Genomic DNA, 22,282 nt, shown 5'->3' with positions numbered 1-22,282 from the left:
TGAGTGTCGACCATGAACCATTCACCGTTCGGGCTCCCGCCCCGCGCCGGGCTGGGGCTCAAGACCGGGCACTTCCGCGAAGTGCTCGGTTCGCAACCGGACATCGGTTTCTTCGAAGTCCACGCCGAAAACTACATGGTGGCCGGCGGCCCGTTTCATCACTACCTGGGGTTGATCCGCGAGCAGTATCCGCTGTCGCTGCATGGCGTAGGCCTGTCCATCGGTGCCGAAGGTCCACTGGACATTCAGCACCTGCAACGCCTTGCCGAGCTGATCGAGCGCTATCAACCCCACTCCTTTTCCGAACACCTGGCCTGGTCCAGCCATGGCCCGGTGTTCCTCAATGACCTGCTGCCGCTGGCCTATGACAACGCCACGCTGAACCGTGTCTGCGAACACATCGACCAGGTGCAAACCACGCTCAAACGCCCAATGCTGCTGGAAAATCCGGCGACGTACCTCGCGTTCAAACGCTCGACGATCGATGAGTCAGACTTCATCAGCGAAGTCATTCGCCGCACCGGTTGCGGGTTGTTGCTGGACGTAAACAACGTCTATGTGTCGAGCATCAATCATCAACGCGATCCTTTGGCCTACATCGACGCCCTGCCCCTCCACGCCGTCGGCGAGATTCATCTGGCCGGATTTGCCGAAGACACCGACAGCCTCGGTGACCGTCTGCTGATCGACGATCACGGCGCACCCATCGACAACGCCGTGTGGGCGCTGTACGCGCAGGTACTGGAGCGCATCGGCCCGATGGCGACGCTGATCGAACGCGACAACCAATTGCCGGCCTTCAGCGTGTTGCACGCCGAGGCGCGTCAGGCCGATGAGTTGTTGCAGTGCGCCGAGGTAGGGTCATGAGCAATCACGCCGATTTCGCAGCCGCCCTGCTCGATCCGGAGCACCCCTGCCCCGATGGATTATTCAGTGTCAATGGCGCCGATCCAGCCAGCCGTTTTGCGGTGTATCGCAACAATGTGCAGGGCTCGCTGATCAACGCGCTGGCAGACAGCTACCCCGTTGTTGTGCAATTGGTCGGCGATGAATTTTTCCGGGCCATGGCCGGGATCTATGTGCAAGGCAGCCCGCCACACAGCCCTTTAATGAATGGCTATGGCCATGATTTCGCAGCCTTCATCGAAGGCTTTGCGCCCGCAGACAGCGTGCCTTATCTGGCCGATGTCGCCCGGCTGGAGCGCCTGCGAGTCATCGCCTATCACGCAGCCGATGCGCAACCTGTCGGCCAGGAGCAGATCGGCGCAGCGCTCGCGGACCAGCAAGCCCTGAGTGAGCTCACCGTCGAACTTCATCCCTCTCTCAACCTGTTGAATTCAGCTTTCGCGGTGGTCGCGATCTGGGCCGCGCATCAACACGAGGGGACGCTGGCGGGGATTGATCTGAACCATGGTCAGAACGCGCTGGTGTTGCGCAACGGTCTGGAGGTCGAGGTCTTTGCCATCGATCAGGGTGCCAGTGCGTTCATCCAGAACCTGCAAGACGGACAGTCGCTGATGCAGGCATTGGAAGCCGCCCCCGCCTTTGATCTCAGCCAAACCCTGGCGCTGCTGATTAGCCGCAACGCCATCACTTACTTGCATAACAACAAGGTATCGCCATGAACATCCGGACCGAATCACAAAACCCCATCGTTCGCGCCATCGCGCTGCTGGAGATGATCCCCCACAGCCTGATCGCCTTTATCGCGCGCTTCTCCATCGCGGCAGTGTTCTGGAAGTCCGGGCAAACCAAGGTCGAAGGCCTGGCCATCGACCTGTTCGACGGCTCCTTCCACCTTGGCGTGCCACATCTGGCTGACTCGACCATCCCATTGTTCCAGAGCGAGTACCACGTGCCGTTGCTGTCCCCGGAACTGGCAGCGCACCTGGCCGCCTTCGCCGAACATTTCTTCCCGATGCTGATCCTGATCGGCTTCGCCACACGGTTTTCAGCGCTGGCCTTGCTGGGCATGACCCTGACCATTCAGCTGTTCGTGTACCCCGATGCTTATCCAACCCATGGCACCTGGGCTGCGGTGTTGCTGTATCTGATGACGACCGGGCCAGGCAAGTTGTCGATCGATCACCTGATCGCCAAGCACTTCTCCCGCTAGAACTCCAGACGATGCAGCCCCCTGTAGGAGCTGTCGAGTGAAACGAGGCTGCGATCTTTTGATCCTGATCTTTTTAAAAGCAAGATCAAAAGATCGCAGCCTCGTTTCACTCGACAGCTCCTACAAGGGTTTGTGTGGGTGATGAGGGTTATCGTTGGAGCCGATCCAGCGCCTCGCCGCTGCGCTTGAACCAGTCGATCAGGTAGTTCGCCAACACTTGCGTGCGTTTCGGCAGCCCGCCCTGATACGGATGCACCAGGTACATCGGCATGCTCCGCGTCTGATAATCACGCAGGAGCCAGCGCAAGCGCCCGTCAGCCAATTCCGTTTGCAGCAGGTAAGAAGGCAACCGCGCAATGCCGGCACCCGCCAGCGCCGCTTTTTTCAGCAAGCTGTAGTGATTGCTGGCAAACGGCCCCGAGACCCGCACCCGCAGCAATTCGTGCTGCTGGTGATAGAGCCATTCTTCGCGACCGCTGTAATGGCTGTTGAGCAGGCAGCGATGTTCGGCCAACGCATGGGGCGTCTGCGGCTCGCCGTACTGTTCGAGGTAGGCCGGGCTGGCGCAGGTCATTTCGTGCCAGGCCAGCAGCGGTCGGGCAACCAGGCGTTCGTCATTGCTGACATCAGCACGAACCGCCAGATCAAAACCGTCGCGGGACAGATCACGGTAGCTGTTGCTCAGATCCAGCTCGATTTGCACTTCCGGGTACTTGCCGGAAAACTCCAGCAACAAGCCATCAAAGAAGGTTTCGCCCAGCGAGACCGGCACCGTCATGCGCACCGGCCCGGCCATGTCGTCCTTCAACCGCGCCAACGCCTGTCGCGCCTTCTCGACTTGCACGACCAGCGCCTGAGCTTGTGGCAACAGCGCCGCGCCCGCCGCCGTCAAACTCAAACGGCGGGTGGTGCGTTGCAGCAGGACCACGCAAAAGCGTGTTTCCAGCAAACTGATGCGCTTGGACAACTGCCCCTTGCTGCAGCCCAATTGCTGCGCCGCCAGGGTGAAACTGCCCGCTTCAATCAACACCGCGAACGCCGCCAGATCATCCATCTCGCTCATGGATTGTTTCCATTTGAAAACCAAAGGTTGCCTATTAGCGCGCTTATCAACAGAAAAAACCACTCTAGACTGCAACCTCGTTCAACCACTTCGAGGAACAACACGATGAAAATTCTTTTGATAGGCGCAGGCGGCACCATCGGTTCAGCGGTCGACAAGGAGCTGTCCCAGCGTCACGAGATCATCCGCATCGGCCGTAACAGCGGCGATTACCATGTGGATATCAGCGACAGCGCCTCGATCCGCAAACTGTTCGAGCAAACCGGCAAGTTCGATGCCCTGGTCTGCGCCGCCGGCAACGTCACCTTCGCGCCGCTGAATGAAATGAGCGAAGAAAGCTTTGCGCTGGGCCTGAAAGACAAGCTGATGGGCCAGGTCAATCTGTTGCTGATCGGCCGCGAATTCGCCAATGACGGCGCCTCGTTCACCTTCACCACGGGCGTGCTCAGCCACGACCCGATTCGCAGCGGCGCCTCGGCAGCATTGGTCAACGGCGCACTGGACAGCTTCGTTCGTGCGGCGGCGATCGAACTGCCTCGCGGCCTGCGGGTGAACTCGATCAGCCCGACCGTGCTGCTCGAAGCGATGGGCAAATACGCGGCGTACTTCCGTGGCTACAAACCTGCTCCCGCAGCGGATGTGGCATTGGCTTACGCAAAAAGTGTCGAAGGCTTGCAAACAGGCCAGACCTTTCACGTGGGCTAGATCGGCACGTTACCCGTAGGAGCGAAGCTTGCTCGCGAAAGCGATGTGTCACTCGCGACGATTCTGGATTTAATGGCCCCTTCGCGAGCAAGCTTCGCTCCTACGGGAGATCGAACATCGTCGGGGTTGTGATGAACGGTCAGGCTGCGTAACGTGGCGGCACTTGTCTGGAGAGCCAAAGATGCGTGTTGCCCGTTCCTTAGTCCTTGTTGCCCTGCTTCCGCTGTTCGCTGGCTGCAGTTTGCTGGATGGCCAGCGCGAAAGTGCCTCCCATGTGGGCCAGACTCGAATGCAGGGTCAGCTGACGGCGGCGGACGGCAAGTTGCTGTTCCAGCCGTGCAATGAACAACGCAGCTATGTGGTCAATGACAGCGGCGGCACCAGCGTCCTGCAAGAGGCCGCGACCCTCGCCGATGACCAGGGCAAGCTGTTCGCCGACGTGCGTGGGCGAATCGTCGACAGCCGCCTCGATCTTGAGCAGCTGTACCGCGTCGAACGCTCGGGCACCGCGTGCGACGATCCCAATTTCAAACTGCTGATCCTGCGCGCTGCCGGCCACGGACCTGAGTGGAACGTCAAGGTCAGCGGCAAAGGCATGGTCATCGACCGCGCCGGGCAGCCGCCCCTGGCCGTGCCGTATGTTGAAGAACAGCTGGGCGATGGTCGCTTCAATCTCAGCACCGAAGCCAATAACCAGCACATCGAACTGTGGGTTGCGCCGCAACGTTGCGTCGACAGCAGCACCGGCAGCGTCCAGCACATGAGCGCCGAACTGCGCATCGATGGCCAGGTGCAGCGCGGTTGCGGGTATTTCGGCGGCTCGCGTAACGACTGATCGTTTTTGCCTCACGGGACCGGCGTTTGGGGCTTATAATCGCCGCCTTCAAACGCCTTGGCGCAGTTGTGCGCCCCGCGAACCGGATCCTGTCATGTTACGAATCACCGAACTCAAGTTGCCGATCGACCATCCCGATGAAGACCTGCGCCCTGCCATCGTGCAGCGCCTGGGCATCGCCAGCGATGACCTGCTCGATTTCACCTTGTTCAAGCGCAGCTACGATGCGCGCAAAAAGTCCTCTGAACTGTGCTTCATCTACACCATCGACCTCACCGCCAAGGACGAGGCCGCGCTGCTGCACAAGTTCGCCGATGACCGTAACGTCAACGTGGCGCCGGATGTCAGCTACAAAGTGGTCGGCCAGGCGCCGGCTGATCTTGAGCAACGTCCTGTCGTCGTGGGTTTCGGCCCGTGCGGGATTTTCGCCGGGCTGCTGCTGGCGCAAATGGGCTTCAAGCCGATCATCCTCGAGCGCGGCACCGAAGTGCGCCAGCGCACCAAGGACACTTGGGGCCTGTGGCGTAAAAGCGTGCTCAACCCCGAGTCCAACGTGCAATTCGGCGAGGGCGGCGCGGGGACATTCTCCGACGGCAAGCTCTACAGCCAGATCAAGGACCCGAAATTCATCGGTCGCAAAGTCCTGCATGAGTTCGTCAAGGCCGGCGCGCCGGAAGAAATCCTCTACGTCAGCAAGCCGCACATCGGTACGTTCCGTCTGACCGGCGTTGTGGAAAACATGCGTGAGCAGATTCGCGCGCTGGGCGGCGAAGTGCGCTTCCAGCAGCGGGTCACCGACGTGTTGATCGAGGACGGCCAACTGGTCGGCGTCGAACTCAATGGCGGCGAACAGATTCATTCGAAACACGTAATTCTGGCCTTGGGTCACAGCGCCCGGGACACCTTCCGCATGCTTCACGGCCGTGGTGTGTTCATGGAAGCCAAACCGTTCTCGGTGGGCTTCCGCATTGAACACCCGCAGTCGCTGATCGACCGCGCGCGCCTCGGCAAATACGCCGGCCACCCGAAACTCGGGGCGGCTGACTACAAACTGGTGCACCACGCCAAGAACGGCCGCTCGGTGTACAGCTTCTGCATGTGCCCGGGCGGCACCGTGGTGGCGGCGACGTCCGAGCCGGGCCGCGTGGTCACCAACGGCATGAGCCAATACTCGCGTAACGAGCGCAACGCCAACTCCGGGATCGTCGTCGGGATCACCCCGGAAGTCGATTACCCGGGTGGCCCGCTGGCGGGTATCGAGTTGCAGGAACGCCTGGAATCCCACGCTTATGTGCTGGGCGGCAGCAACTACGAAGCGCCGGCGCAATTGGTCGGTGACTTCATCGCCGGCAAGCCGTCCACCGAGTTGGGCAGTGTTGAACCGTCCTACAAACCGGGCGTTGCCTTGGGTGATCTGTCGCTGGCGCTGCCTGCGTTTGCCATTGAAGCCATTCGTGAAGCCTTGCCGGCATTCGAGAAGCAGATTCGCGGTTACTCGCTGCACGACGCGGTGTTGACCGGGATCGAGACGCGCACCTCGTCGCCGCTGCGGATTACCCGCAACGAGTCAATGCAGAGCCTGAACGTGAAAGGTCTGTTCCCGGCGGGCGAAGGCGCGGGTTATGCGGGCGGGATTCTGTCGGCGGGTGTCGACGGGATTCGCATCGCGGAAGCCGTGGCCCGCGACATCCTCGGCCTCGAGGCCTGATCGGCATTTTCTGACACACCAAAAAACCCTGTAGGAGCGAGGCTTGCCCGCGAAGAAGTTGACGCGGTCTTCCTGAAAGACCGCATTATCGTTCTTCGCGGGCAAGCCTCGCTCCTACAGGGTCAGCGACTTAGATATTGGCGCGCAGCACGGTGTCAGGCAGCGCCTCACCCCGCTCCACACTCGCCGCCACCACATCCATCAAACCACTCAACTCATATCCCTGAGCCTTGAGCCAGTCCTGGTCGTAATAGCTGGTCTCATAACGCTCGCCGCCATCACACAGAATCGCCACGATAGACCCCGACTCCCCCGCCGCCGCCATCTGCCCGGCCGCCATCAAGGAGCCGATCAGGTTGGTCCCGCTTGACCCGCCGACACGCCGTCCCAAATGCTGCGCCAGGTAATGCATGGCCGCCAGCGACAACGCGTCCGGCACCTTGACCATCGCATCGATCACCTTCGGCAGGAACGACGCCTCGACCCGTGGCCGGCCAATGCCTTCAATCCGCGAACCGTGATCCAGTCGCAGTGTGGCATCACCGGTCTTGTAGTAGTCGAAGAACACCGAACGCTCGGCATCGGCGCACAGCACGCGGGTGCAATGCTGGCGATAACGCACGTATCGGCCGAGGGTCGCGGTGGTGCCGCCGGTGCCGGGGCTGGAGATCAGCCAGCTCGGCTCCGGGTGCTGCTCGAAACGCATTTGCTGGAAGATCGACTCGGCGATGTTGTTGTTTGCGCGCCAGTCGGTGGCGCGTTCGGCGTAGGTGAACTGATCGATGAAGTGACCGTCATGTTCGCGGGCCAGGCGCTCGGACTCGGCGTAGATCTGCGTCGGATCGTCGACCAGATGACTCTTGCCGCCGTAGAAAGCGATCTGCGCGATCTTCTCCTTGGAGGTGCTCGCCGGCATCACTGCAATGAACGGCAAGCCCAGCAACCTGGCGAAGTAAGCCTCGGAAATCGCCGTCGAACCACTGGACGCTTCAATCACCGGCGCACCGGGTTTGAGCCAGCCGTTACACAATGCATAGAGGAACAACGAGCGCGCCAGCCGGTGCTTGAGGCTGCCGGTGGGGTGGCTGGACTCATCCTTGAAATACAGCTCGATGCCCGGAAAACCCGGGAGCGGCAAAGGGATCAGGTGGGTGTCGGCGCTGCGCTGGAAGTCGGCTTCGATAATCCGGATGGCTTCGCGGGCCCACTGTCGGTTGTCGCTCATGATGGTTTTCTCGTGGAATCGGACAAGAGTTCGGCCTTGTCGCAGGGCTCAGCCAATAAGCTTAGGAAAAATCCCACGTTAAGCACAGATACAGCTGAGGCCCAATACGTTCGGCAACTGCTAGGCTCAGGTCCATGCCGGCCCTTCGCGTTGTAACGGCATATAACAAAAAAGAATATAACTTTTGTTTTAACAACTAACGGTACGGGTTAGGGTGTGCCACCTTTTTGATTATTCGATGGAGAGCGACCTTGCCTCTGCGTAGCACTTTCACGCGTTTCTTTCAGTTGGAAGCTGCCAGCGGTCTGCTATTGATCGCCGCGGCAGCCCTGGCCCTGATCATCAACAACTCCCCGTTGTCGTGGCTCTACAGCAGTTTCCTGGAGACGCCGGTGGTGGCGCAGGTCGGTGCGCTGCAAATCGCCAAACCGGCGCTGCTCTGGATCAACGACGGCCTGATGGCCCTGTTCTTCCTGCTGATCGGCCTGGAAGTGAAGCGCGAAGTCCTCGACGGTCAACTGTCGAAACCTTCGCAGATCGTCCTGCCCGGCGCGGCAGCGATTGGCGGCATGGTCGTTCCGGCGCTGCTCTACTGGTTTCTCAACCGTGACAACCCGGCCGCCCTGAGTGGCTGGGCCATCCCGATGGCCACCGACATCGCCTTCGCCCTCGGCGTCCTCGCCCTGCTGGGCAAGCGCGTGCCGGTGTCGCTGAAACTGTTCCTGATGACCCTCGCGATCATCGACGACCTCGGCGCCATCATCGTCATTGCAATCTTCTACTCCGGCACCCTGTCGACGCTTTCGCTGGCATTGGCCGCCTCGTGCATCGTCGCCTTGATCGCGATGAACCGGCTCGGCGTGGTCAAGCTCGGGCCGTACATGATCATCGGATTGATCCTCTGGGTCTGCGTACTCAAGAGCGGTGTCCACGCGACGCTGGCCGGTGTGACCCTGGCGTTCTGCATCCCATTGCGCACGAAAAACGCCGAGCCGTCGCCGCTGCTGACCCTCGAACACGCCCTGCACCCGTGGGTGGCCTACGGCATCCTGCCGCTGTTCGCCTTCGCCAACGCCGGTTTGTCCATGAGCGGCGTGACCATGGAAAGCTTTACCCACCATGTGCCAATGGGCATTGCCGTAGGCCTGCTGCTGGGCAAAACCCTCGGTGTGTTCGGCCTGACCTGGCTGGCCGTGAAAATCGGCATCGCCGCCCTGCCTCAAGGCGCCAACTGGGGCCAGGTGCTGGGTGTAGCGATTCTCTGCGGGATCGGCTTTACCATGAGCCTGTTTGTCGGCTCCCTGGCCTTCGAGCCGGGCGTCAGTGAATACGCCGGGATGGACCGGATGGGCATTTTGACCGGTTCGATTCTGGCGGCATTGATCGGTTATGCGGTGACGGCGGCAGCGAGCCGCAAGCGCACCGCGCTGCCATCCTGAGTGATAGAGAACACTCTTAACGACATTCAGGATTCGTCCTACAGCCACGTTTGACCTCGTTCGTTAACGTCGCACAGCCCCTTGTTTGGGGCTGTCGATGTACGAACGCAAGGAAGATCAGTGGCTGGAAACAAGGAAGTCCCCAGGGTTAAAAACCCACCGTCCGGCGATGGACATCACGTCACTCACCGCTTCATGACGGCCGCCGAACTGGCCGAGCGGGACGCCCGACAAAACGCTTACGATGCGATGCTCGCCAGGCAAGATGCCTTCGAGCGCAGTCGTGAGATCGCCGCAAAAAGGGACGAATCCGTTCGTGCCGGATGCGTCTTCGCCAAGTCCTGCAACCTGCCGGACGCCATCATCGATTACTCGAATCCCTCGGGCATGGTGCCCACCGACAGCCTCAAGGATTACGGGGAAGTCGCCTGGCTTGGCGCCCGTGAAGCAGACGATACCGGGCTGCTGAATCTAGAAACCATCAGCGGCAGCACCGTCTCGCTTGGCATTGGCCGACTTGCGCTGAGTGCCCCGGCGCTCGCTGCTCCGGTCGCAGCCATCGGCGCTGCCGGGGCCACCGCGTTGGCCACGGTGGTCGCGTTGTTCTGGACGCCGAGTCTGGTCGACAGCGCGCTTTATACCGAAGATCAACTACGTACCCTGAAGCAGGCCCGCACCCGCGTTCGCCTGCAAGTTGAACAACAGGCTGATGGCAGTCTCAAGGGCTACGCCTTCTACACCGGCAAGAACCGCGGCTGGGAAATGGTTGATGTTGTGCAGTTCACGCTGCGTGAAAGCCAGCAGGTGGCGGATCTGGGGGATGGGGTTGAGCTGATCTGGACACCGGCTGTGGATGGTTCGGACATCCTTGGGATTCCGGCATTGGAGGCTGCACCGCAAGCGCCGCATATTTGGGTGTATCCGCCGACGAAAGCGGCTGACAGCATCATCGTCGATCCGGTTTATCCGCCTGATTACAAGGATTTCATTCTTGTGTTTCCGGCGAATTCTGGCGTCAGGCCGTTATACGTAGTGGTCGCAAAGCCTTTCAACGTTGACCATCGATATCACACACCGCCTAAAAATTTGCCAGCATTCCCCGATGCCATTCCCGTCCGGACCAAAGGAAATCGAAAACGTTGGGAAAGCAAAAAGCGAATTTATGAGTGGGATTACCAACATGGCGCCGTCGAAGTCTACAACTGGGCGGGAGATCACTTGGGGGAGTTTAATGCCGAAACGGGCGAACAGACCGATGATGCGAAACCTGAAAGGCGAACTTACACAAAGTAATGATGAGGAACAAAAATGATATTTATTTTACTCACTGGTTTTTTCCCCGAACCGAATCCCGTCAATTCATTGCAATACGAAAAGGATGTGCCACAAGCCTTAGAGACAGCAGTGCTGAACGTAATGGGCTGGTCTACTTTGTGGGATGTCCCGATGGGTGAGCACCCACTTTCTCCCGACCAATCCAGAGAAATCATGGGCTTAGTGGGCGCTCCCTTTAAGGAAGACTTGGTGTACTACATGGGACTTTGTAACAACGATTGATTGTATGGAATCGGGCAACACTGAAAGCTCCAGACACAAAAAACCCCAACCAGTCACCCGGTCGGGGTTTTCTTTTACCGCTCGTTCCCGCTTAGTGCGAAACGCGGCTCGTACCATCCACAGTAGCAATCCGCACCCGCTCGCCAACACGGAACACTTCGTTCTCCTGAACCTGCTGCACATAGGCGCGCATGCTGCCGTCGTCTTCACGCACGGTAATTTCAACGCCTTGAGTGCGGGTCAGGCCTTCTTCGGTGGCAGAACCGAGCAGGCCGCCAGCCACGGCGCCGATGACTGCAGCGACGATGCTGCCTTTACCACCGCCAATAGCGCTGCCGCCAACACCGCCGACCACTGCGCCCGCTGCGCCGCCGATCGGGGTCTTGGTGCCTTCGATTTTCACCGGACGCAGGGATTCGATGGTGCCCATGCGAACGGTCTGCACACGACGCGCTTCGTCACGGGAATAGGAGTCACCGGTCAGGCTCGATTGGCAGCCAGTGAGCAACATCGCCATCGTGGAAAAGGAAGCAACCAGCAGAACAGACTTACGCATAGCATCAACTCCAAAGGACAGGTATTCATTAAACTCCGCAGCTTGACGCGTGTCACGGCATCGCCGGGATAAAAATGGTTTCATTCAGGCCCGGTACAGGCGCCTCGGACTCACCACACAGTAGCGGCAAACTGAAAAATCTGCGCCACTGACCCAAGGATTTTCATGGATTACTTCATCATTGTCGTCACCACGGTCGCCGGTTTGTACTTCCACTGGTGGCTGTACGTGCGGATCAAACGCTGGATGGACCGCGATCTGGCGTTGGCACTGGCGGGTAACGACGAGCAGAAAAAAGCGTTCATGCTCGAACAACTGGCAAGCGCTCAGGCGCAGAAGATCAAGCGCCGGGACCTGCCGCAGTGGCTTGAAGCCGCTGCGGCGGGCTATCCCGATCGGTAGACTGCCTAGGGTGCCAGACGTTCAAGAATCCAGTTGGCGCCTTGCAAACGGTAGTTGAGGCGATCGTGCAGGCGGCTCGGACGGCCTTGCCAGAACTCGATGCGCTCGGGTAGCAAGCGGTAACCGCCCCAGTGTTCCGGGCAGTGCGGTTGGGTGTCGCTGAAACGTTGCTCGGTGTTCTTGAGCAGCGCTTCCAGCTCGGCACGGTCGGCGATCACGCGGCTCTGGGGCGACGCCCAGGCACCGAGACGACTGCCCAGCGGGCGGACCTGAAAATAAGCGTCGGACTCTTCAGCAGTGACCTTCGCAACGCGCCCTTCGATGCGCACCTGGCGCTCCAGGCTCGGCCAGAAAAACGTCATGGCAGCGAACGGGTTCGCCGCCAGATGCTGGCCTTTGGCGCTGTCGTAGTTGGTGAAGAAGGTGAAGCCCTCCTCGTCCAGGCCCTTGAGCAGCAGAATTCGGCAATGCGGCCGACCGTCCTGATCGACCGTGGCCAGGGTCATGGCATTGGCCTCCACCGGCGGTTGCTCGGTTTTCACCGCGTCGGCGAACCACTGATGGAACAGCCCGAACGGCTCGGCCGGGGCTTGCGCCTCGGTCAGGCCATCACGGGTGTAGTCGCGACGCATATCAGCCAGGCCCTGGGTCATGGCGCATTCCTTTTGGTTAACGAGTTACTTTTTAACCGCATCGGCGGCAACGACTTTCTTGTCAGCTGCGGCGGCTTTGGCTGGCGCAGTCTTCTTCGCCGGGGTTGCGGTTTTAGCCGGTGTTTTCTTCGCGGGAGCCTTGGCAGCTTTCTTGGCCGGGGCTTTTTTCGCAGCAGGCACATCCGCTTTCTTCGCGGCGGGTGCCGGGGTCACCGGCTTGACCACTGGCTTGACGTCTGTGGCAGCGACCAGCCTCACTGGCGCCGGCGCCGGCATGTTGTACTTGCTCAGCAGCGCGACCATGGTATTTTGCGGAGTGACCAGCAATTCCACACGACGGTTCAGGGCACGACCTTCATTGCTGTCGTTGGCTGCGCGAGGGGCTTCGCCACCCATGCCGCGCAGCATCAGGCGATCACGCTGCAAACCGCTGAGGCGGAAGATCGCCGCCACGGCTTGTGCACGTTCCTGACTCAGCTTGACGTTGGCCGGTGCGGCACCCGAGGTATCGCTGTGACCGAGTACCAGCACGGCAGTCTTTGGATCGACTTCAAGGATTTTCGCGACACGGGTGAACGGGCCTAGGGTCACCGGCAGCAGCATGGCTGGACGATCCGGGTTGAACGAGCCTTCTACCGGCGCGGTGACAACCAACACGTTTTCACGACGCTCGAGTTGCAGGTTGCTGTCCTTGATCGCTTCGCGCAGGCGTGGTTCGTAATCGTCGAGCCAGGCTTGAGTGACTTTCGGATCCGGCATCGGCACAACCTTGGCGGTCGGTTGTTCTTTACCACCGAACGGCCACCACCATTTGCCACCGGCATCGGCTTCAGCCTTGGCCACTTCAACCGGTTTGACCTCTGGTTTTGCCTCGGGCTTGGCCAGGGTCTTGTCATCGACTTCATCGGAGCCGAACGGCCAGTACCATGGGCTGGCGCTTTCAGCCTTGGCCACTGGGGCGGCGACGGCAGGTTTCAATGGGGCGGGGGCTGGAGTTGGGGCCGGGGCTTTGGCTGGATCTTTCGCCGCAACTTTGTCGGAGGAGCCAAACGGCCACCAGCTGCTGCCATCCGAATCACTTTGTGGAGTCTGTGCACAACCGGTGATAGCGACACACAGGGCCAAGGCGAGGGTGGTTTTATTGAATGACATTGGATATCCACAAAATGAAGTCATAAAAAATCAGGCCGGCGTGACCCGGATAAACAGACGCTTGGAAAACATAAAGGCCTTCGGGTTCCGGCCCTGGAACCCGAGAGTGCGTTTTACAGACAAGTGGCCAGTACCCGCGCAAGCTTCTGCGCGCGCGGATCCATCAAGACGTACGGCCCCAGGGTATTTGTCACAAATCCAAAGGCCACATCGTGTTCCGGGTCAGCAAAACCGATGGAGCCACCAGCGCCCGGATGGCCGAATGCCCGTGGACCAAGGCCGTAGGTGGCATTGGGAACATCCGGTTGATCGAGCATGCAACCCAGGCCAAAACGGGTCCGGGTCAATAAAGTCTTGTCTTCGCCGAGGCTGTGTTCGCGGGTCAGCTCCTCGAGCATCTCGCTTTCCAGCAGGCTGCCGTCGAGCAGGCCGGCGTAGAAACCCGCGAGGCTACGGGCGTTGCCGTGGCCATTGGCGGCCGGTTGTTGCATCCGGCGCCATTCGGGTTTGTTGGTGCTGGTCATGATCGACGGCGGGTTGGTGAACGCCCGGGTCGTCATGGCGGTCGGCTCGCGCATGGTCACTTGCAGCAAGCGCTGGGCCGCGGCATCGCCGACGTTGCCCTTGCCACGGGCGATGTGCGCCACGCGGTGGAACTCTTCGTCCGCCAGGCCGACATGGAAATCCAGCCCCAAAGGCTTCGCGACCCGCGCCACAATCGAGGCGCCCGGCCCACGACCGTCGGCACGGCGCAGCAACTCGCCCATCAGCCAGCCATAGGTGATCGCCGCGTAACCGTGGCCCTCGCCCGGTGTCCACCATGGCGTTTCGGCGGCCAGGGCATCGACCATGGTGTGCCAGTCGTAAAGCGCTTCGGGCGCCAGCAACTCGCGAAGTGCCGGCAGGCCGGCCTGATGGCAGAGCAACTGACGCAAGGTGACGGATTCTTTGCCGGCAGCGGCGAATTCGGGCCAGTAGCGCGCCACCGGAGCATCCAGTTGCAGCTTGCCTTCGGCCACCAATTGCAGGGCGGTGACGGCGGTGAAGGTCTTGGTGCAGGAGAACAGGTTGGCGATGGTGTCGCTGTGCCAGGCTTCGAGGCCATCCTTGTCGGAAGTACCGGCCCAGAGGTCGAGGACGGTTTCGCCACCGACCCGAATGCACAACGCCGCGCCACGTTCCTGAGGATCGTCGAACAACGCCGCGAACGCTTCGCGTACGGCTTCGAACTTAAGCTCGTAATGACCCTGAATCTGCACCCGCAACTCCCCGAATTCTACAAAGTGGTCCGCATTGTTCCAGCCCTTGGGGGATTTGGGAACAGGTGCGGGCTGGGCGGTCGGTTGCCCATGGATTGGATCAGAAATGTGTGGCGCCTTTGAGGGCCCCTTCGCGGGCAAGCCTCGCTCCTACAGGGGATGCGTAATCCTGTAGGAGCGAGGCTTGCTCGCGATGAACGATAACGCGGTCTAACAGGACTCAGTGGCCATTAGCCGAATGCCCGCCCGCATGACCAGCGTCCTTCCCCGGGCCTTTGCCGGCTTCAGCCTTTCGCCCGCCCTCTGCGTCGTGGCTGGCTTTGTCAGCTTCCGCCTTGGCCTTCTCGGCCTCTTTACCCAACTGATCGACGGTCGCCAGGTTGCTCTTGCGCACGCTGTCGACAAAGCCCTGGAACGGCAGATCGGTAATGCCCACCAGGCCAAAGTGACCGTTCTCGCCATCCAGCAGGCGGCCAGTCACCGGTTGATCGAGGTACTGGAACCAGTGCACGCCGACAATCGACGGTTCGCTCAGCGCCTGTTTGAGGAAGTTGGCATAGGCCGGGCCACGGTCTTCTTCCTTGGCCAGTTGCGTCACACCGCCCCAGAACGGGCCGCGATCCGCCGAGCCGAAGTTGAACTCGGTGATCAGCACCGGTTTGTCCAGGCTGCGCAATTTGGCGAAGTCATAGCCGTCCTGCGGTTTCAGGGTGTACATGTTGAAGCTCACCACGTCGCAATACTGCGCGCAGGACTCAACGGCTTCCGGGGTGCTGAGGGCGAAACGACCGCCCAGCAACAGCTGGTTCGGCGCGTGCCACTTGAGCGAATCGGAGAGGGTCTTGAAGTAGGTATCGGCAAAGACCTTCTGGAAGTATTTGAAGTCAGCCTCGATTTCCGGGTGTTCGGCGCTCGGCAGCGGCGGCACGAAACCCGGGTCTTCCATCAATTCCCAGGCGGGCAATTCGATGCCCCAGGCTTTGGAAAGGCCGGCCTGATTGCGGTACTTGTCGCGCAATTGCTTGAGGAACGCACGCTTGGCCGGCACGTCAGTGGTCATTTTCAAGGTGCCGTAGGCCAACGCATAACGGGCTTTCGGATCGTCGCCGGGGCCGGCCCAGGCCAGTTCGTTGTCGGCGAAGTAACCGATCAGCCAAGGATCGTCGCGATGGTCGCGGGCGGCGATGGCCACGGCGCGTTCGGTGGCCATGGCGAAGCGCGGGTCAAACGGGTCGGGCATGCCGCCCCACCAATCGGTGCCGGTGCTGATGCTCGCGTAATCGCCGACGATCGACAGCGGCAAGGTGTACGGCACGCGGTCAGCATTGGCCAGCACCGGGGCGCTCCAGTTGCCGACAGTGTTGAAACCCCAGGCTTGCAGGCGATCCAGGGTATGGCTGGCCCAGCGTTTTTCATCTACTACTGCTTTGCAGGGTTCAGCGGGGGCTTGCTCAGCCGCTTTCGCGACGGTCGCTTCCTCTGCGCCGGTCTTGGCGGCTTCGGCGACACCGGATTCGGCAGTCGTTGGCGCGACAGGTTGTTCGGCGGCCTTGTCGGCCGTGGCCTCGACCGCGTCAGCCTTGGCCGCTTCGGCAACGCCCGCCTTGGTGTCGCTGCCCAGCCCGCATGGCGCGCCATACAGGCGCTGCAAGTTAGCGCCATAGAAGTCGTACCAGCGACCGGCGTTATAGCCACGGCCCTGATCAGCGCCGTTGCCGCCACGGTTGTCGCCTTCGCCAAAATGGCTGGCCAGCGGTTCTTCCGGTTTTGGCAGGGATTCAAACATCCACTCGCGGCCGGCGATGTAGGTCTGGTTGACGTCCGGGGTGACGGTGTTGACCCCGAGCGAATAGAACGGATGCCCTTCCGGGGTCACCAGGTACCAGCGGCCGTCACGCTTTTCAGTGCGGAAAAAGCCGCTGGCCTTGAACGCCGGGCCTTTGTTCCAGCCGCCGAACTTGTCCAGGGACGACTTCTCGCGCTCGGCAAGCCAGTTTTTGGTTTGTTGCTGTTCCTTGGCGGCAGCGCTTTTCAGTTGCTCATCGCTACTGACTTTCTCCGGCCATTTGGCCCGGGTCGATTGACCGTAGGCGTCCACCAGGCCGCCATAAGCAGCCTTGGTCACGGCTTCACCGTCCTGCACGCCGAAGCGCTCAAGCAGGATGCTTTGGGCCACTTTCGGCTGATCCATCGACAACGTCACAGACACCACCTGGCTGCGATCCAGCTCACCGGTGCTGCTGGCCAGCAACACGCGTTGGCCGTCAAAGGTCATCGGCATCGGCGGCCCGGCTTTCATGCCCTGGCTCAGCGGCGAAGTCGGTTGCAGCGGCACCAGCAAGGTCTGCGCCGGCCCGGCGGGCAAATCGACCCGACTGATCAGGGTCTTGCCATCGTTGCTCTGGATTTTCACGTACAGGGTCACGGCCCAATCCATCGCGCTCTGGATGCGCAAGCTCATCACGCCGGACTGCGACCAGTCCCAGGCGCCGGTTTGCGGGGTCAGACGCAAGGTCGGTTGCGCCACCGGGTTGAACGTCACCCGTCGCAGCACTTCGCCTTCGGCCGTTTGCTCCGCGTTGGATTGCGGCAGGCTGGCATCCTGAGTCGCCACCTGAACCACATCAGCGGGACGCACAAAGTTGAACAGCGTCTGTTGGCCGGCAGGGGCCGCCAGCAAAGGGGCTGCGAAGATCAAGGCGAATACAGCAGGCAGCGAACGGCGAATCATAGGAACGTGGTTCTCCCTGACGACCCTCAATGGGCCAATGGAAAAGTGGTGACTGAACGATAGACAACGCGGCGGGCTAAAAAGCCCACCGGTGTTTCAGGAAATTTCGCGACGGAATGGCGGCAACGCGTTGAGGATCGCTTTGCCGTAACGCTGGGTAACCAGGCGCCGATCCAGCAGGGTGATGGTGCCGCGGTCTTCTTCGGTGCGCAGCAAGCGACCGCAGGCCTGGACCAGCTTCAGCGAGGCGTCCGGCACGGAGATTTCCATGAACGGATTGCCGCCACGGGCTTCGATCCATTCGGCCAACGCGGCTTCGACCGGGTCATCGGGCACCGAGAATGGAATCTTCGCGATCACCACGTGTTCGCAATACGCACCGGGCAAGTCGACCCCTTCGGCAAAACTCGCCAGGCCGAACAGCACGCTGGAATCACCGCCATCGACCCGCGCCTTGTGCTTGTTCAGGGTTTCCTGTTTCGACAGGTTGCCTTGAATGAACACTTGCTTGCGCCAGTCGCGGTCCAGGCCGTCGAACACGTCCTGCATCTGTTTACGCGAGGAGAAAAGCACCAGGGTGCCACGCGAACCTTCCACCAGCTGCGGCAGATCGCGAATGATCGCCGCGGTGTGGGCTGGTGCATCACGGGGATCGGCTTTCAGGTCCGGCACCCGCAGCACACCGGCATCGGCGTGATGGAACGGGCTCGGGACCACGGCGGTCACGGCTTTTTTCGGCAAGCCGGCGCGCATGCGGAAACGGTCGAACGTGCCGAGCGCGGTCAGGGTCGCCGAAGTCACCAGCGCGCCATAGGCCACGTTCCACAGGTTGCGCCGGAGCATTTCCGCCGCGAGGATCGGGCTCGCGTTGACCTCGATGTCGAACAGCGAACCGCTTTCGGCCAGGGTCAGCCAACGGGCCATGGGCGGGTTGTCTTCCGGGTCTTCAGCGGTAAACGCGACCCACAATTCCCAGTTGCCCGAAGAGCGCGACAACAGGCTGCCGAACAGCGGATACCACTCCTCGGCCTGGTTGCTGGCGATGCCGATGTTGACCTCGCCGTCCATGCCTTCCTTGAGCAGTTCGGTGAGCCGGGTGAACAGGTCGGTCAGACGGGCAAAGCCCTTCTTCAGCTCGACGCCCATTTCTCGCATATGCTCTGGAATCACCCCGCCGACGAAGCGGTGACGCGGCCGTTCACGGCCCTCGACGTCTTCGCCGGGTTTGAAATCGGCGACCTGTTCGCAGGCAGAGAACATGAACTGTTGCTGGGTCTTGATCTCACGGGCCAGTTCCGGCACCTGCTCGATCAACTTGCCCAGGTCACCCGGCAGCGGATGCTGGGCGAGCAATTTAGTGAGGTTCTTGGCGGTGGTTTCCAGCCAGTCGGCGGTGGAACGCAGGCGCGTGTAATGGGCGAAGTGGCCGATGGCCTTATCCGGCAGGTGGTGGCCTTCGTCGAACACGTAGATGGTGTCGCGCGGGTCCGGCAGAACCGCACCGCCGCCCAATGCCAGATCCGCGAGGACCATGTCGTGGTTGGTGACGATCACGTCAACCTTGCCCATGCCTTCGCGGGCCTTGTAGAAGGCGCACTGGCCGAAGTTCGGGCAATGACGGTTGGTGCACTGGCTGTGATCGGTGGTCAGGCGTGCCCAGTCGGCGTCTTCGAGGGCGGTGGACCAACTGTCGCGGTCGCCGTCCCATTTATTGCCGGCGAGCTTCTCGATCATGCTGGTGAACAGCTTCTGACTGGCCTCGTCGACCTCGATCTTGAAGCCTTCTTCTTCAAACAGCTGCGCGGTGGCGGTTTGCGCGTGACCTTCCTGGAGCAACATGTCGAGCTTGGACAGGCACATGTAGCGCCCGCGACCCTTGGCCAACGCGAAGCTGAAATTCAGCCCGCTGTTGCGCATCAGGTCAGGCAAATCCTTGTAGACGATCTGCTCTTGCAGGGCCACGGTGGCCGTGGCGATCACCAGGCGTTTGCCGGCGGCCTTGGCCGTGGGGATTGCCGCCAGGCTGTAGGCCACGGTTTTGCCGGTACCGGTGCCGGCTTCCACCGCGACAATCGCGGGGTCGCCACTGCGCCGGCCTTCGTCGTCGGTGTCGATGTCACCGAGGACCTTGGCAATTTCGGCGATCATCAGGCGTTGGCCGTAGCGCGGTTTGAGGCTCTTGGCCTCTAGAAAACGCGAGTAGGCGCCCTGGATCGTGGTTTTGAGTTCGGTGCTGATCATGGATTGTCGGGCGCAAAAAACGCTGGATAAATTTTCAGTGGTTCGGTTCGGCCGCTATCATACCCCGCTAATTAATCCCGCGCAGAACGGAGTACCTCAATGACACCTTTTGGCATCGTTTACACCCTGCATGTCCTGTCCGCCCTGGTGTGGGTGGGCGGCATGTTTTTCGCCTGGATGGTCTTGCGGCCCGCGGCGATGAAGGCACTGGAAGGCCCCGCGCGGTTGAAGCTGTGGGTGGAAGTGTTTCAAGGTTTTTTCCGCTGGGTCTGGGTCGCGGTGGTGCTGTTGCCGATCAGCGGCGTGGGCATGATTCATCTGCAATACGCCGGGTTTGAGGCCGCGCCGCGTTATGTGCAGGTCATGATGGGGTTGTACGTGGTGATGACCGCGCTGTTTATCCGGATTCAGGTGTTGCTGCTGCCGGAGTTGCGCACGGCGGTGGCCGCGCAGGATTGGCCGACCGGGGCTGCGACGCTTGGGAAAATTCGCAAACTGGTGGGGATCAATTTGATTGTCGGGTTGGTGCTGGTGGCGATTGCTGCGGCACGTCCGATGTTTTAAAAGCTTCGCGGGCAAGCCTCGCTCCCACAGGTTTTGAGTTGTTCAACTCATTTGTGAACGACTCAAAACCTGTGGGAGCGGGCTTGCCCGCGAAGACAATCGATCAGACGACACACATTTCAGAAATTACTTACAACCGCTGAACAGTCACCGCCCCCGCCGCGCCCGCAGGCCCCGGCTGGCCATCAACCCCAGGTCGGCCGCTTTTGCCGCCATCGGCCTCGTAAACGAGGCAGCCCTTGGCCTTGCCGCCGGCACCCGGTTTGCCACCAGGCCCTGCGAGGCCACCGGCACCGCCCGCCACCTGAACCTTGATCTGTTCAACCGGGTAATCACGTGGCACTTCCAGCCTGACCAGCGCACCGGGCGCGCCCGGCTGGCCATCACTGCCGTTGCTGCCATCGGCACCACGCCCCGCCTGGCCCCAGGTGCAACCCGGTGCCTGACCGTTGGCCCCGTCGAGCCCGACAAAACCTGGCGCACCCGCGCCCCCGCGAGCATCAACCGACAACTGTGGCGCATTCAGCGCCTTGATCTGCAAATTCAGGTTACGTCCCGAGCGAGCAGCCTTGAGGTAAGTCCCCGGCGCCCCGCGAGCGGTGATCTGGCTGCCTTCCGACAACTCGGCACGGCTGACTTTCAATTCCAGTGCCTGTTCGCTTGGCACGATGGCGATCCGCGCCTCGCGCCCCAGATGCAATTCGCCGACGGTGACTTCAGTCACGTTCGAAGGAATCAGCAAGGTGCCGTAATCGGCGACTTCCAGGCGTTCAAGCTGCAAGGTGCTGGCGGTGTTGGGCAGGCGCATCAACGAATTGTTTTCGACACTGACTACCTGAGCGCAGGCCAATGGGCTGATGAGTGTGGCGAGCAGACAGAGTTTACGCATGGGAAGCCTTCGATGCGGTCGGAGCCGGGAGGGTTTGCAGGTGGAATACGCCGAAGAACAGGATCTTCAAGCGATCACGCCAAGGGTGGGCGCGACCTCTGAGGCTGCGGAAACAGAACACCGCCTCAAGAAGATGGAGGGCCGCCAGCAAGCCGCCCGCCACATTGACCAACTGATGCAGCGGATTGACAAACGGCATCAGCAGATTGACCAGCACCACCAGCCAGAACAGCAGGGTCAACAACTTCCCCAGCCCCCAAATCACCTTCATACGCCCCCCGTTGAGAATTATTCTTTGCACGCACAGTAACGGCTTCCGCAAGGGATAAGCCAGAGGGCAACAGAAAATTCTTCATGAAGGCCGCCGAATGGCCGTCGGATCAACCTTGATGGTGTCCGACGGCTCTATTTCGGGGCTTAGCGATTAACGTGCAACTCCACCCGACGGTTTTTCGCGCGTCCTTCATCCGTTTCGTTGTCGGCCACCGGCTGGCTTTCGCCCTTGCCTTCACTGGTGAGTTTGTTCGGCGCCAGGCCCTGGCTCAACAGATAGGCCGCGACACTGCTGGCACGACGCTCCGAGAGTGCCTGGTTATAGGCATCCGAACCCACGCTGTCGGTATGGCCGATCACCTTGATGCTCACGACATCGGCGTTTTGCAATTTGGCCATCAACTCATCCAGCTGACTGCGTGCAGCGGGGGTCAGGTCGGACTTATTGAATGCAAACAGCACGTCGCCGGGCAGGGTGATGACTTCGGGTGGCACGGGTTCGGCAGGTTTCACGCTGGCCGGATACTGCGGCAGCGGACAACCATGGTGTTCAACAGGGGTGTTGGCAGGTGTATCGGGGCAACGATCACGTCGATCGAAAACGCCGTCTTCGTCCTCATCGCCATCCTGGGCGTAACAGATCAAGCCACCGGTCAAGATACCGAGCGCTGCTCCACCGCCTGCCCAGCCGGCACTTTCGATCGCACCCAGGCCTCCGCCGACCAGTCCACCGATCACGCTGCAGATCGGCCACGTACGTTGATTGAGGGGGGCAGTGCCATCGCTGTGAGTTGCGCAACCGGTCAACAGGCTGCCTATTAGCAGAACCGGCAAGACGGTCCGTGTGAGAACGCTCATATGGAAAGCTCCTGTGTCACCGGCCCATACCGGTTACACAGGAGTAAAGACCCGCA

General features: G+C 60.9%; 22 protein-coding genes. 11 read left to right on the top strand and 11 right to left on the bottom strand.

Annotated features, from left to right (window positions below; translation table 11 throughout):
- Positions 1 to 12: 12 nt before the first annotated feature.
- From bufB to ACA049_RS06420, 3 genes are read left to right on the top strand one after another with little or no spacing between them, the layout of a single operon-like run.
- Positions 13 to 867: an MNIO family bufferin maturase gene (gene bufB, locus ACA049_RS06430; protein WP_497334003.1), complete on the top strand. Its 855-nt coding sequence runs from the start codon at positions 13 to 15 to the stop codon at positions 865 to 867.
- Positions 864 to 1,625, top strand: coding sequence for an HvfC/BufC N-terminal domain-containing protein (locus ACA049_RS06425; protein ID WP_497334001.1), 762 nt, complete (start codon positions 864 to 866; stop codon positions 1,623 to 1,625). The genes bufB and ACA049_RS06425 overlap by 4 nt, the downstream gene beginning before the upstream one ends.
- The gene (locus tag ACA049_RS06420) at positions 1,622 to 2,116 is read left to right on the top strand and encodes a DoxX family protein (RefSeq protein WP_497334000.1); all 495 of its coding nucleotides are present in this window, start codon (positions 1,622 to 1,624) and stop codon (positions 2,114 to 2,116) included. The genes ACA049_RS06425 and ACA049_RS06420 overlap by 4 nt, the downstream gene beginning before the upstream one ends.
- 148 nt (positions 2,117 to 2,264) lie before the next feature.
- Here ACA049_RS06420 and ACA049_RS06415 read toward each other — a convergent pair whose 3' ends face one another.
- Entirely contained in the window at positions 2,265 to 3,179 is a 915-nt protein-coding gene (locus tag ACA049_RS06415) for a LysR family transcriptional regulator (protein WP_497333999.1), read from the bottom strand.
- A gap of 105 nt (positions 3,180 to 3,284) precedes the next feature.
- On the opposite strand from ACA049_RS06415, the gene ACA049_RS06410 reads away from it, so the two are divergent.
- The 3 genes from ACA049_RS06410 to ACA049_RS06400 all read left to right on the top strand — a co-directional run bounded on the left by ACA049_RS06410 (position 3,285) and on the right by ACA049_RS06400 (position 6,427).
- Positions 3,285 to 3,884 carry a short chain dehydrogenase gene (locus ACA049_RS06410; RefSeq protein ID WP_497333997.1) on the top strand — a complete coding sequence of 200 codons (600 nt, stop codon included), beginning with the start codon at positions 3,285 to 3,287 and terminating at the stop codon, positions 3,882 to 3,884.
- A gap of 181 nt (positions 3,885 to 4,065) precedes the next feature.
- A complete protein-coding gene (locus ACA049_RS06405) occupies positions 4,066 to 4,719 on the top strand; it encodes a COG3650 family protein (protein WP_497333995.1) in 654 nt (217 codons plus the stop codon).
- A 94-nt stretch (positions 4,720 to 4,813) separates the two neighbouring features.
- Entirely contained in the window at positions 4,814 to 6,427 is a 1,614-nt protein-coding gene (locus ACA049_RS06400) for an NAD(P)/FAD-dependent oxidoreductase (RefSeq protein ID WP_497333993.1), read from the top strand.
- 130 nt (positions 6,428 to 6,557) lie between these two features.
- Here ACA049_RS06400 and ACA049_RS06395 read toward each other — a convergent pair whose 3' ends face one another.
- Complete coding sequence (locus tag ACA049_RS06395; RefSeq protein WP_497336783.1) at positions 6,558 to 7,655, bottom strand: PLP-dependent cysteine synthase family protein; 1,098 nt, start codon at positions 7,653 to 7,655, stop codon at positions 6,558 to 6,560.
- A gap of 248 nt (positions 7,656 to 7,903) precedes the next feature.
- Here ACA049_RS06395 and nhaA point away from each other — a divergent pair, with 248 nt between their 5' ends.
- From nhaA to ACA049_RS06380, 3 genes are all read left to right on the top strand, one after another.
- Positions 7,904 to 9,091 carry a Na+/H+ antiporter NhaA gene (gene nhaA, locus ACA049_RS06390; protein ID WP_497333991.1) on the top strand — a complete coding sequence of 396 codons (1,188 nt, stop codon included), beginning with the start codon at positions 7,904 to 7,906 and terminating at the stop codon, positions 9,089 to 9,091.
- Between the two features lie 120 nt (positions 9,092 to 9,211).
- Entirely contained in the window at positions 9,212 to 10,384 is a 1,173-nt protein-coding gene (locus tag ACA049_RS06385; RefSeq protein ID WP_497333989.1) for an S-type pyocin domain-containing protein, read from the top strand.
- 15 nt (positions 10,385 to 10,399) lie between these two features.
- The gene (locus ACA049_RS06380; RefSeq protein ID WP_497333987.1) at positions 10,400 to 10,648 is read left to right on the top strand and encodes a pyocin S6 family toxin immunity protein; all 249 of its coding nucleotides are present in this window, start codon (positions 10,400 to 10,402) and stop codon (positions 10,646 to 10,648) included.
- 91 nt (positions 10,649 to 10,739) lie between these two features.
- On the opposite strand, the gene ACA049_RS06375 is transcribed toward ACA049_RS06380, so the two are convergent.
- Complete coding sequence (locus ACA049_RS06375; RefSeq protein ID WP_084321772.1) at positions 10,740 to 11,204, bottom strand: outer membrane lipoprotein; 465 nt, start codon at positions 11,202 to 11,204, stop codon at positions 10,740 to 10,742.
- Between the two features lie 165 nt (positions 11,205 to 11,369).
- Here ACA049_RS06375 and ACA049_RS06370 point away from each other — a divergent pair, with 165 nt between their 5' ends.
- Positions 11,370 to 11,606 (top strand): hypothetical protein, encoded by a 237-nt coding sequence (locus ACA049_RS06370; protein ID WP_461979994.1) that lies wholly within the window; start codon positions 11,370 to 11,372, stop codon positions 11,604 to 11,606.
- 5 nt (positions 11,607 to 11,611) lie between these two features.
- Here the strand turns inward: ACA049_RS06370 and pdxH are convergent, their stop codons facing one another.
- From pdxH to dinG, 5 genes are all read right to left on the bottom strand, one after another.
- Positions 11,612 to 12,259: a pyridoxamine 5'-phosphate oxidase gene (gene pdxH / locus ACA049_RS06365; protein WP_497333985.1), complete on the bottom strand. Its 648-nt coding sequence runs from the start codon at positions 12,257 to 12,259 to the stop codon at positions 11,612 to 11,614.
- A gap of 24 nt (positions 12,260 to 12,283) precedes the next feature.
- Entirely contained in the window at positions 12,284 to 13,411 is a 1,128-nt protein-coding gene (locus tag ACA049_RS06360; RefSeq protein ID WP_497333983.1) for an OmpA family protein, read from the bottom strand.
- Positions 13,412 to 13,524: 113 nt separating this feature from the next.
- Positions 13,525 to 14,670: a serine hydrolase domain-containing protein gene (locus ACA049_RS06355; protein ID WP_497333981.1), complete on the bottom strand. Its 1,146-nt coding sequence runs from the start codon at positions 14,668 to 14,670 to the stop codon at positions 13,525 to 13,527.
- Between the two features lie 220 nt (positions 14,671 to 14,890).
- Positions 14,891 to 17,401 carry a beta-galactosidase gene (locus ACA049_RS06350; RefSeq protein WP_497333979.1) on the bottom strand — a complete coding sequence of 837 codons (2,511 nt, stop codon included), beginning with the start codon at positions 17,399 to 17,401 and terminating at the stop codon, positions 14,891 to 14,893.
- Between the two features lie 96 nt (positions 17,402 to 17,497).
- Positions 17,498 to 19,642, bottom strand: coding sequence for an ATP-dependent DNA helicase DinG (gene dinG, locus ACA049_RS06345; protein ID WP_017336806.1), 2,145 nt, complete (start codon positions 19,640 to 19,642; stop codon positions 17,498 to 17,500).
- 99 nt (positions 19,643 to 19,741) lie between these two features.
- Between dinG and ACA049_RS06340 the strand changes: the two genes are divergently transcribed.
- Positions 19,742 to 20,206 (top strand): CopD family protein, encoded by a 465-nt coding sequence (locus tag ACA049_RS06340; RefSeq protein WP_497333977.1) that lies wholly within the window; start codon positions 19,742 to 19,744, stop codon positions 20,204 to 20,206.
- Positions 20,207 to 20,336: 130 nt separating this feature from the next.
- Here ACA049_RS06340 and ACA049_RS06335 read toward each other — a convergent pair whose 3' ends face one another.
- From ACA049_RS06335 to ACA049_RS06325, 3 genes are all read right to left on the bottom strand, one after another.
- A complete protein-coding gene (locus ACA049_RS06335; RefSeq protein WP_497333975.1) occupies positions 20,337 to 21,095 on the bottom strand; it encodes a collagen-like triple helix repeat-containing protein in 759 nt (252 codons plus the stop codon).
- Complete coding sequence (locus tag ACA049_RS06330) at positions 21,088 to 21,366, bottom strand: DUF1145 domain-containing protein (protein WP_497333973.1); 279 nt, start codon at positions 21,364 to 21,366, stop codon at positions 21,088 to 21,090. The genes ACA049_RS06335 and ACA049_RS06330 overlap by 8 nt, the downstream gene beginning before the upstream one ends.
- Positions 21,367 to 21,512: 146 nt before the next feature.
- Positions 21,513 to 22,226 carry a PA1041 family peptidoglycan-binding anchor lipoprotein gene (locus ACA049_RS06325; protein ID WP_497333971.1) on the bottom strand — a complete coding sequence of 238 codons (714 nt, stop codon included), beginning with the start codon at positions 22,224 to 22,226 and terminating at the stop codon, positions 21,513 to 21,515.
- Positions 22,227 to 22,282: the final 56 nt, after the last annotated feature.

The sequence above is a fragment of the Pseudomonas sp. LBUM1662 genome, from assembly GCF_059695915.1.
The sequence above is the reverse complement of the archived record's forward strand: the minus strand, read 5'-3'. Positions and strand labels throughout refer to the sequence as shown.

Coding starts and splice junctions, on each gene's coding strand:
- bufB (WP_497334003.1), top strand. CDS start 13: ATGAACCATTCACCGTTCGGGCTCCCGCCCCGCGCCGGGCTGGGGCTC.
- ACA049_RS06400 (WP_497333993.1), top strand. CDS start 4,814: ATGTTACGAATCACCGAACTCAAGTTGCCGATCGACCATCCCGATGAA.
- ACA049_RS06350 (WP_497333979.1), bottom strand. CDS start 17,401: ATGATTCGCCGTTCGCTGCCTGCTGTATTCGCCTTGATCTTCGCAGCC.
- pdxH (WP_497333985.1), bottom strand. CDS start 12,259: ATGACCCAGGGCCTGGCTGATATGCGTCGCGACTACACCCGTGATGGC.
- ACA049_RS06380 (WP_497333987.1), top strand. CDS start 10,400: ATGATATTTATTTTACTCACTGGTTTTTTCCCCGAACCGAATCCCGTC.
- ACA049_RS06370 (WP_461979994.1), top strand. CDS start 11,370: ATGGATTACTTCATCATTGTCGTCACCACGGTCGCCGGTTTGTACTTC.
- ACA049_RS06375 (WP_084321772.1), bottom strand. CDS start 11,204: ATGCGTAAGTCTGTTCTGCTGGTTGCTTCCTTTTCCACGATGGCGATG.
- ACA049_RS06340 (WP_497333977.1), top strand. CDS start 19,742: ATGACACCTTTTGGCATCGTTTACACCCTGCATGTCCTGTCCGCCCTG.
- ACA049_RS06420 (WP_497334000.1), top strand. CDS start 1,622: ATGAACATCCGGACCGAATCACAAAACCCCATCGTTCGCGCCATCGCG.
- ACA049_RS06360 (WP_497333983.1), bottom strand. CDS start 13,411: ATGTCATTCAATAAAACCACCCTCGCCTTGGCCCTGTGTGTCGCTATC.
- ACA049_RS06335 (WP_497333975.1), bottom strand. CDS start 21,095: ATGCGTAAACTCTGTCTGCTCGCCACACTCATCAGCCCATTGGCCTGC.
- ACA049_RS06330 (WP_497333973.1), bottom strand. CDS start 21,366: ATGAAGGTGATTTGGGGGCTGGGGAAGTTGTTGACCCTGCTGTTCTGG.
- ACA049_RS06325 (WP_497333971.1), bottom strand. CDS start 22,226: ATGAGCGTTCTCACACGGACCGTCTTGCCGGTTCTGCTAATAGGCAGC.
- ACA049_RS06405 (WP_497333995.1), top strand. CDS start 4,066: ATGCGTGTTGCCCGTTCCTTAGTCCTTGTTGCCCTGCTTCCGCTGTTC.
- ACA049_RS06415 (WP_497333999.1), bottom strand. CDS start 3,179: ATGAGCGAGATGGATGATCTGGCGGCGTTCGCGGTGTTGATTGAAGCG.
- ACA049_RS06410 (WP_497333997.1), top strand. CDS start 3,285: ATGAAAATTCTTTTGATAGGCGCAGGCGGCACCATCGGTTCAGCGGTC.
- dinG (WP_017336806.1), bottom strand. CDS start 19,642: ATGATCAGCACCGAACTCAAAACCACGATCCAGGGCGCCTACTCGCGT.
- ACA049_RS06425 (WP_497334001.1), top strand. CDS start 864: ATGAGCAATCACGCCGATTTCGCAGCCGCCCTGCTCGATCCGGAGCAC.